This window comes from Sphingomonas sp., assembly GCF_019746665.1.
In the GTDB taxonomy this organism is placed as follows: Bacteria; Pseudomonadota; Alphaproteobacteria; order Sphingomonadales; family Sphingomonadaceae; genus Sphingomonas.
This window is the reverse complement of record NZ_JAIERS010000017.1, coordinates 154,035-161,768: the sequence shown is the minus strand read 5'-3', so window position 1 is coordinate 161,768 and position 7,734 is coordinate 154,035. Positions and strand designations below refer to the sequence as shown.

Genomic DNA, 7,734 nt, shown 5'->3' with positions numbered 1-7,734 from the left:
GCTCACTCCCGATCAATCGGGAGGCTGAATCACATTCCCGCCGCCATAGAAACCCTGTTTATGGGTCCCGGACCTAGCGCTCTTCCGGCGGCTTGGGCTTGTCCCCCGCCTCTCCCAGCGCCTGCAACCGTTCCTCGGCGAGCCGGGCCTGATCGCTGCCCGGGCGGCGACTGATCGTCTCGCGCCAAGCGCTCGCCGCGCCCGCGCGGTCGCCGGCGGCATAGGCGATGTTGCCGATTTCCAGCAGCACCGCCGGATCATCGCTCGATCGCTTGTAAGCCTCGATCGCATCGGCCTTCGCGCGCACCAGATCGCCCGTGCGCCGCGCGAGCGTCGCCGAGGCGAGCCACAGCAGCGGGTCCGCGCTCGCGGTCTTGAGCGCGGCATCGATGTCGAGCCGCGCGGCCTTCTGGTCACCAAGCAGCACCAGCGCCCGCGCCCGATCGAACCGCGCCTCCCCCAGCGACAAGCCGTCAAGCGCGCCGCTCGCGAGCGCCGCATCGAGCGCGGCGCGCGCCTTGGCGGGTTCGCTCCCGGCGATCCAGGCGTTGCCCGCCTGCGCCCAGTAACGCGCGGCACGGGCGTCGCGCGCCACCTCCGCCTCCTGCGCGGCGGCGGTGAACTCGCTCGCCGCCGCCGCCCAGCGCTCGAGATTGGCATAGGCCATGCCCCGGCATTGCCGCGCGAAATAGCCGCCATTGCTCCACGCCCCCGCCTCCGCGATCGCCTGATCGGGCGCGTCGGTCGCGAGATCGAGGCATTTCTCGTAGCGCGCGGCAAGCCCCGGATCGGCGGGCGGGGCGAGCGCCGGCGCGGCGGCTTGAGCGAGCAGGAACAGGATCACGCAATATCCTCGATCGCGCCGATCAGCCGCGCGAGATCGCCCTCGCGCGACAGCCGGTGGTCGCCATCCTTGACGAGCGACAGCTGCACATCGGCTGAACGCAGCTGCTGCGCGAGATGGATCGAGCGCATATAGGGCACGTCCGCGTCAGCCATGCCGTGGAGCAGCCGCACCGGCGCGTCGATCGGAATGGCGCCGTGCATCACCCGGTTCGCCTCACCCGCCATCCAGAAGGCGCGGGTATAGACGGTGGGCGCCGGGCCATAGGGCGAGGGCCGCTCCAGCCGGCCTTCGTTGAGCAGCGCGAGCTTCTCCTCGGTGGTGAAGCCCCAATCCGTGAAATCGGGCGCGGCGGCGATGCCGACCAGCCCAGCGATCCGTTCCGGCCGCGCCTTCGCCGCGAGCAGCATCAGCCAACCGCCCATCGACGAGCCGACCAGTACCACCGGCCCTTGGACTATGTCGATCATCGCCAGCACATCATCGCGCCAATCGGCGAGGGTGAAGTCCTCGAACGCGCCGGGGGTTTGGCCGCAGCCACGATAATCGAAGCGCAGGAACGCCCGCCCCTGCCCGCGCGCCCAGGCTTCCAGCGCGAGCGCCTTGGTGCCCTGCATGTCGCTCGCATAGCCGGGCAGGAAGATCAGCGTCGGCCCGCGGCCGGGGGTGTGGTGATGGGCGAGGTCGGTCATGCGAACGGGCGTAGCCGCCGCTCCGCCCGCCCGCTAGGGGGCGGCGAGGAAGTCGACGAGCGCCTTCGCGAACACCTCTGGCTGATCAAGCATCACGAAATGATAAGCGCCCTCCACCGCGACGAAGCTTATCTTGGGCGCCTTCGCATATTCGCCTCGGTAGAGCGCGTCGGCGCGCTCGCGCGGGACCGCCGGCGAGTAGGGATAGACGATCGTGATCGGCGTCTTGATCGCGCCCAGATCGCCGCGCAGATCGGTCATGAAATCCTCATAGAGCGCTTGCCCGACGACGCGCGGATCGGCGGCGTCGCTCCAGGCGGCGACCTGTGCCTGCGCCGCCGGGGTAAGCGCGAGCCGCGCCGCGTTGGCCGCGCTCGCCGCCTTGTCCGCGGGCTGGCCGTACCGGGCGGCGAACGCCGCACGCTGCTGCGCGACGAAGGGTTCGACCTGCGCGAGCGTCGCCCCCGGCGGGGCGAAGATCGTGCCGATCCACGGCAGCGCATCGACCACCATCACCTTGCCCACGCTTTCGGGATGCGCCTTGGCGAGCAGCAGCGCGGTGAGCCCGCCGAGCGAGTGGCCGACCACTGCCGGCGCCTTCAGCCTGTTCGCGACGATATAGGCGTTCAGCTGCTCGACAAGCGCCGGCAGGATCGGCCCGCTGAGGTTCGGCCCCGGATCGCCGCCGCCAAAGCCCTTCAGCTCGATGAGGTGAAGCCGGTAGCGCCCCTTGAGCGCGGCGCGCGTGCCGTCCCACACCGCGCGCGGGCTGCCAAGGCCGGGGATCAGGATCACGTCCGGCCCCGCACCTTCGACCGTGACGGTAAAGCGCTGTTCGGCGGCGCTGGGGGTGATCTGCGCCGGCGGGGTTTGGGCGGCGAGCGGCGCGGGCAACGCGAGCGACAGCAACAGGGCAAGGCGGATCATGCGTCATTCTCCCGGCTGGGGCTGATGAAAACGTCTTCGATTGTCAGTTGGAACAGTTCGGCGATGCGGAAGGCGAGCGGTAGCGAGGGATCGTAGCGGCCGGTCTCGATCGCGTTGACGCTCTGGCGCGATACCTGGAGCCGATCGGCGAGATCGCCCTGGCTCCAGCCGCGTTCGGCGCGCAACACGCGCAGCCGGTTCTTCACGCGGCTTCCCCACCCCGTTCGAGCACGAAGTTGACCAGCGAGCCAAGGCCAAGTCCGGCGAACCAAAGGATCGGCACGGTGAATAGCGGCACATGCGGCGCATGGGCGTAAACCTCCAGGAACCCCCACGCGCTCGCCGCCGCCATCGCGAACCCCGTCGCGACCAGCGCTTTCCGCACCTCGAGCAAACGTCGATATTCATCGGTCAGCTCGACCAGATACCGCCCGATCAGCCAGAACACCGCCGAGAGCGGGAGCGCCGGCAGCAATGCGAGGATCCACAGAAGCGGGCCACGTACATCGGTCGCGCGGATCAAGACCGGCACCGCGACCGTAAGCGCCGCGTACACGATCATGGTCAGCGCGAGCCGCCGGGTATAGCGGCGTACCGCCCCGCTGGGATCGAACATGATGACAAGCGTCCTTGTGATTAAGACAAGGAAGCTTTACTCAAGTGCGCGCAACGGAGTCAAGTAACCTTTCCACACGATGATGCCAGGCAACAAAAAACGCCGCGGCGAAGCCACGGCGTCGGTTGGAGCTAACGGCACGACCAGTCGGCACGCGCCCGCGCCCTTTGCGGGCGCCGGGATCAGCGGCGCTAATCCCGGGGCTTGTGCTCAGCCTTCGTAATCGCCGCCCAGATTCTGGTTGCGCGGCGGCGCGGCGGCGGTGAGGCGCAGCGCCTCCGCCGAAGCCGAGAGCGAGGCGAGTTCATCGGGCGCGTCGTCATCATCCACCTGCACCCGCTGCAGGCTCTGCACCAGCGCTTCCTGCAGATGATCGGGGCGAACGGTTTCCTCGGCGATCTCGCGCAGCGCGACCACCGGGTTTTTATCGCGGTCGCGGTCGATCGTCAGGTCGGCACCGCCCGAAATCTGACGCGCCCGCTGCGCCGCGAGCAGCACCAGATCGAACCGGTTGGAAACCTTGTCGACGCAATCTTCGACGGTAACGCGCGCCATTTCGGACACCTATGCTTTGGGAAAGTGCGCGCGTTTAGGCGGCGGCGGCTGAAGAGTCAATCTTGGCGCCCCGCGCGAGCGGGCCTAAAGCCGCAACCATGGGCCCCCGCGTCGGACAGATTGCCGTCATCTTCGTCTCGCGGCGGACCGAGCACGACGCGGCCGGCTATGCCGAAGCCGCGCAGGCGATGGACGCGCTCGCCGCCGCCCAGCCCGGCTATCGCGGCATCGAGAGCGCGCGCGGCCCCGATGGCCTTGGCATCACCGTCAGCTACTGGGCCGACGACGCGAGCGCCAAGGCGTGGCGCGACCATCCCGAACACCGCGCGATCCGCGAAGCGGGGCGGGCGCGCTGGTACGAGGATTATGACCTCTCGGTCGCCGACATCTTCCGCAACTATAGCTGGACGCGGGGATGAACGCCGCGCCCGATCGCCGTTTCGTGTTGCTGTTCATGGTGATGTTCACCATCGCCGCCGGCAACACCGCGCTGCAATCGGTGCTGCCCGCGATCGGGCGCGAACTGCATGTGCGCGACGCCTGGGTCGCGGCGGCCTTTTCGGTCTCGGCGTTGCTGTGGGTGGTGGCGGCGCCTTATTGGGCGAACCGTTCGGACCGGCAAGGGCGGCGGGCCATGGTGCTGCTGGGGTTGAGCGGGCTGGTCGCCTCGCTCGGGCTCTGCGGGCTGTTCCTCGCCGCCGGGATCAACGGCTGGATCGGCGGGGCCACGACCTTCTTCCTCTTCATCGCCGGACGCATGATCTATGGCGGGCTGGGGAGCGCGGCGCCGCCCGCCGTGCAGGCGCTGGTCGCGGGCAACACAACGCGCGAGGAGCGGACCCGGGCGCTGACGCTGCTCGGCTCGGCGTTCGGGCTGGGGACGATCATCGGCCCGGCGGTCGCGCCCTATCTGGTGCTCGGCAGCATTGCCGGGGTGACGATCGGGCTTGCCGGGCCGGCGCTGGTCGGGGCGCTGCTCGGCCTCGTCATGCTGATCATCGTCGCGCGGCTACTGCCCGCCGACCACGGCATGGTGACGCAGGGCGCAGCGACCGCTTACCCCTCGATCGGCGGGCAATCGACCGGCGCGAGCGTCACCGCCGCCACCGCCCCCCGCATCGAACAGATCGGCTATCTCGATCCGCGCGTGCGCGGCTGGCTGCTGATCGGCCTGATCGCGGGCCATGCCCAGGCGATGACGGGGCAGGCGATCGGCTTCCTGGTGATCGACCGGCTGAACCTTGCCCCCGCCGATGCGCTTCAGCCGACCGGCCTCGTCCTCATCATGGGCGCGGGCGCGGCGCTGCTGGTGCAATGGGGCGTGATCCCGCTGCTCAATCTCACCCCGCGCCGGCTGGTGCTGACCGGCTGCGCGACCGCGGCGCTCGGCTGCGCGCTGACAGGCCTTGCGACCTCGCTCTACGGGATCGCGCTCGCTTATGCGCTGGCAGCGGCGGGGTTCGGCTTCGCCCGGCCAGGCTTCACCGCCGGCGCCTCGCTCGCGGTGGGGCCGGGCGGACAGGGCTCGGTCGCGGGCAAGGTGACGTCGATCAATGGGGCGAGCTTCGTGCTCGGTCCCTCGATCGGGGTGGGGTTATACGAGTTCGTCCACCCCCTGCCCTATCTGCTCGCCGCCGCCGCGCTGATCGTGACGATCGGCTATGCGCTGCGGGTGCTGAAGGCGGGGGCAAGCTGACGGGCGGGTGGAGCCCGGAGCCTCTACCCACCCCGACCCCTCCCTGGAAGGTAGGGGTCGGGGTGGGTCCGATCTCCGGGCGGCATCCGGCCCTATTCGCCCGAGCGTGGCCGCAATTGACCCGGTGATATGAAGCCGATCGGTTGTAGCGCGGCGGCATCCTGCTTCAGCCGGGCAGCGATCTGGGCGTAATCGGCCTCCATCTCGGGCGTCACCGAAGCCCGCGACTCGGCGAGCGCCGCCTCGAAATGTGCCATCGTCACCCGCGGCGTGGTGAGCGACTGGCGCAGCGCGGTGAGGCCCGCGCGCCGCACCAGATCCTCCAGATCGGCGCCAGAATAGCGATCGGTCCGCCGCGCGATCGTATCGAGATCGACATCCTCGGCGAGCGGCATCTTCGCCGTCTGGATGCGCAGGATGCGCCGCCGCCCGGCCTCGTCGGGCACCGAGACATAGATCAGCTCGTCGAATCGTCCGGGGCGGAGCAGCGCGGGGTCGATCAGGTTCGGCCGGTTGGTGGCGCCAATCACGACCACCGATTGCAGCTCCTCCAGCCCGTCCATCTCGGCGAGGATGGTGTTCACCACCCGCTCGGTCACCTGCGGCTCGCCAAGCCCACCACCGCGCGCGGGCACCAGACTGTCGAGCTCGTCGATGAAGATCACGCATGGCGCCACCTGGCGCGCGCGGGCGAACAGGCGGGCAATCTGCTGCTCGCTTTCGCCATACCATTTGCTCAGCAGGTCGCTCGATTTGGTGGCGATGAAATTGGCCTGCGCCTCGCGCGCGACCGCCTTGGCGAGCAAAGTCTTGCCGGTGCCGGGCGGGCCATAGAGCAGAAAGCCCTTGGCGGGGCGAATCCCCAGGCGGCGAAACGCATCCGGGTCTTTCAGCGGCAGCTCCACGCCTTCGCGCAGTCGTTCGCGCGCCTCATCCTGTCCGCCGACATCGTCCCAGCGGACCTGCGGCGCCTGCACCATCACCTCGCGCATCGCGCTCGGCTGGACGCGCTTGAGCGCTCCCAGGAAATCGTCGCGCGTCACCGCAAGGGTATCGAGCACCTCGGGCGGGATCGTCGTTTCGCCCAGGTTGAGCCGGGGCATGATCCGACGCACCGCCTCGATCGCCGCCTCGCGGGTGAGCGCGGCGAGATCGGCGCCGACAAAGCCATAAGTGGTGCGCGCCAATTCCTCGAGATCGACCGCCTCGGCGAGCGGCATCCCGCGGGTGTGGATGCCGAGAATCTCGCGCCGCCCGCGCTCGTCGGGCACGCCGACCACGATTTCGCGATCGAACCGGCCGGGGCGGCGGAGCGCCTCGTCGATCGCCTCGGGGCGATTGGTCGCGGCGATCACCACGAGATTCGCGCGCGCCTCGAGCCCATCCATCAGCGTCAGCAACTGCGCGACGAGGCGCTTTTCGGCCTCGCCCGTCACCTGGCCGCGCTTGGGGGCGATCGAATCGATCTCGTCGATAAAGACGATCGCCGGCGCGTTCTTGGTCGCCTGCTCGAACACGTCGCGCAGCCGCTTCTCGCTCTCGCCATAGCCCGATCCCATGATCTCGGGGCCGTTGATGAGGAAGAAATTGGCGTCGCTCTCATTGGCGACCGCGCGCGCGAGCCGTGTCTTGCCGGTGCCCGGCGGGCCGTGGAGCAGCACGCCCTTGGGCGGATCGACCCCCAGCCGCTGGAACAGCTCGGGGTAACGCAGCGGCAGCTCGACCATTTCGCGCAACTGGTCGATCGTGCTCGCCATGCCGCCAATGTCATCATAGGTCACATCCGCGCGGCGGGCGTCGACCGGCTCCTGATACTCGGCGCGCAGCTCGACCTCGGTATTCTCGTCGATATGGACCACGCCCTTGGGCGTGGAGGCGACGACCGCGAGGCGGACTTCCTGGAGCGCATAGGCCGGCGCGCGCAGGAACTGCTGCACCTCCGGCGGGATATTGGCGACGCGCTGCTGCCCGGCGGTCGCGACGACATCGCCCTGGCAGAGCGGCCGGCCGAAGAACGTGCGCTTCAGCGCCTGGGCCGAACCCTGTAGCCGCAAATTCTCTTGCGCGGGTGCGAAGACGACGCGCGTCGCGGGCTTCGATTCGGCCTTGCGCACGGCGACGAACTCGCCGGAGCCGACCCCGGCATTGGCGCGCTGCAAGCCATCGATGCGGATAATCTCCAGCCCCTCATCTTCCGGATAAGGCGCGACGACGCGCGCGGGCGTGGTGCGCTTGCCGACGATCTCGATCACGTCGCCCTCGCCAATCGCCAGCGCCGCCATCAGCGCGCGCGGCACATGCGCCAGCCCACGCCCGCTATCCTCGGGCCGGGCATTGGCGACCTGCAATTTGCGGCTGGGCTGTTCGGCATCGGCCATTCGGCTCTCCTCAAGGTGCGCGATCA

The 7,734-nt window shown here is 69.3% G+C and carries 9 protein-coding genes; 2 read left to right on the top strand and 7 right to left on the bottom strand.

The window, feature by feature from the left end; translation table 11 throughout:
* Positions 1–73 precede the first annotated feature (73 nt).
* The 6 genes from K2X73_RS12015 to rpoZ form a co-directional block, all read right to left on the bottom strand.
* Positions 74–844, bottom strand: a complete 771-nt coding sequence (locus K2X73_RS12015) for a hypothetical protein (RefSeq protein ID WP_294111181.1) — start codon at positions 842–844, stop codon at positions 74–76.
* The gene (locus tag K2X73_RS12010; RefSeq protein ID WP_294111180.1) at positions 841–1,536 is read right to left on the bottom strand and encodes an alpha/beta hydrolase; all 696 of its coding nucleotides are present in this window, start codon (positions 1,534–1,536) and stop codon (positions 841–843) included. Before K2X73_RS12010 ends, K2X73_RS12015 begins: the two co-directional genes overlap by 4 nt.
* Positions 1,537–1,569: 33 nt before the next feature.
* Positions 1,570–2,463 carry an alpha/beta hydrolase gene (locus tag K2X73_RS12005; RefSeq protein ID WP_294111178.1) on the bottom strand — a complete coding sequence of 298 codons (894 nt, stop codon included), beginning with the start codon at positions 2,461–2,463 and terminating at the stop codon, positions 1,570–1,572.
* The gene (locus tag K2X73_RS12000) at positions 2,460–2,669 is read right to left on the bottom strand and encodes a helix-turn-helix transcriptional regulator (protein WP_294111177.1); all 210 of its coding nucleotides are present in this window, start codon (positions 2,667–2,669) and stop codon (positions 2,460–2,462) included. The genes K2X73_RS12005 and K2X73_RS12000 overlap by 4 nt, the downstream gene beginning before the upstream one ends.
* Positions 2,666–3,079, bottom strand: a complete 414-nt coding sequence (locus K2X73_RS11995; RefSeq protein ID WP_294111175.1) for a hypothetical protein — start codon at positions 3,077–3,079, stop codon at positions 2,666–2,668. The genes K2X73_RS12000 and K2X73_RS11995 overlap by 4 nt, the downstream gene beginning before the upstream one ends.
* A gap of 210 nt (positions 3,080–3,289) precedes the next feature.
* On the bottom strand, positions 3,290–3,634 hold the full coding sequence (rpoZ, locus tag K2X73_RS11990) for a DNA-directed RNA polymerase subunit omega (protein ID WP_294111173.1): 345 nt from the start codon (positions 3,632–3,634) through the stop codon (positions 3,290–3,292).
* A 98-nt stretch (positions 3,635–3,732) separates the two neighbouring features.
* Here rpoZ and K2X73_RS11985 point away from each other — a divergent pair, with 98 nt between their 5' ends.
* Both K2X73_RS11985 and K2X73_RS11980 read left to right on the top strand, forming a co-directional pair.
* The gene (locus K2X73_RS11985) at positions 3,733–4,053 is read left to right on the top strand and encodes an antibiotic biosynthesis monooxygenase (protein WP_294111171.1); all 321 of its coding nucleotides are present in this window, start codon (positions 3,733–3,735) and stop codon (positions 4,051–4,053) included.
* Positions 4,050–5,330: an MFS transporter gene (locus tag K2X73_RS11980; RefSeq protein ID WP_294111169.1), complete on the top strand. Its 1,281-nt coding sequence runs from the start codon at positions 4,050–4,052 to the stop codon at positions 5,328–5,330. Before K2X73_RS11985 ends, K2X73_RS11980 begins: the two co-directional genes overlap by 4 nt.
* A gap of 92 nt (positions 5,331–5,422) precedes the next feature.
* Here K2X73_RS11980 and K2X73_RS11975 read toward each other — a convergent pair whose 3' ends face one another.
* A complete protein-coding gene (locus tag K2X73_RS11975; protein WP_294111168.1) occupies positions 5,423–7,708 on the bottom strand; it encodes a CDC48 family AAA ATPase in 2,286 nt (761 codons plus the stop codon).
* Positions 7,709–7,734: the final 26 nt, after the last annotated feature.

What these genes read in the sequence shown, in the direction of transcription:
- K2X73_RS12010 (WP_294111180.1), bottom strand. Translation starts at nt 1,536, where the DNA reads ATGACCGACCTCGCCCATCACCACACCCCCGGCCGCGGGCCGACGCTG.
- K2X73_RS12005 (WP_294111178.1), bottom strand. Translation starts at nt 2,463, where the DNA reads ATGATCCGCCTTGCCCTGTTGCTGTCGCTCGCGTTGCCCGCGCCGCTC.
- K2X73_RS11995 (WP_294111175.1), bottom strand. Translation starts at nt 3,079, where the DNA reads ATGTTCGATCCCAGCGGGGCGGTACGCCGCTATACCCGGCGGCTCGCG.
- rpoZ (WP_294111173.1), bottom strand. Translation starts at nt 3,634, where the DNA reads ATGGCGCGCGTTACCGTCGAAGATTGCGTCGACAAGGTTTCCAACCGG.
- K2X73_RS11985 (WP_294111171.1), top strand. Translation starts at nt 3,733, where the DNA reads ATGGGCCCCCGCGTCGGACAGATTGCCGTCATCTTCGTCTCGCGGCGG.
- K2X73_RS11980 (WP_294111169.1), top strand. Translation starts at nt 4,050, where the DNA reads ATGAACGCCGCGCCCGATCGCCGTTTCGTGTTGCTGTTCATGGTGATG.
- K2X73_RS11975 (WP_294111168.1), bottom strand. Translation starts at nt 7,708, where the DNA reads ATGGCCGATGCCGAACAGCCCAGCCGCAAATTGCAGGTCGCCAATGCC.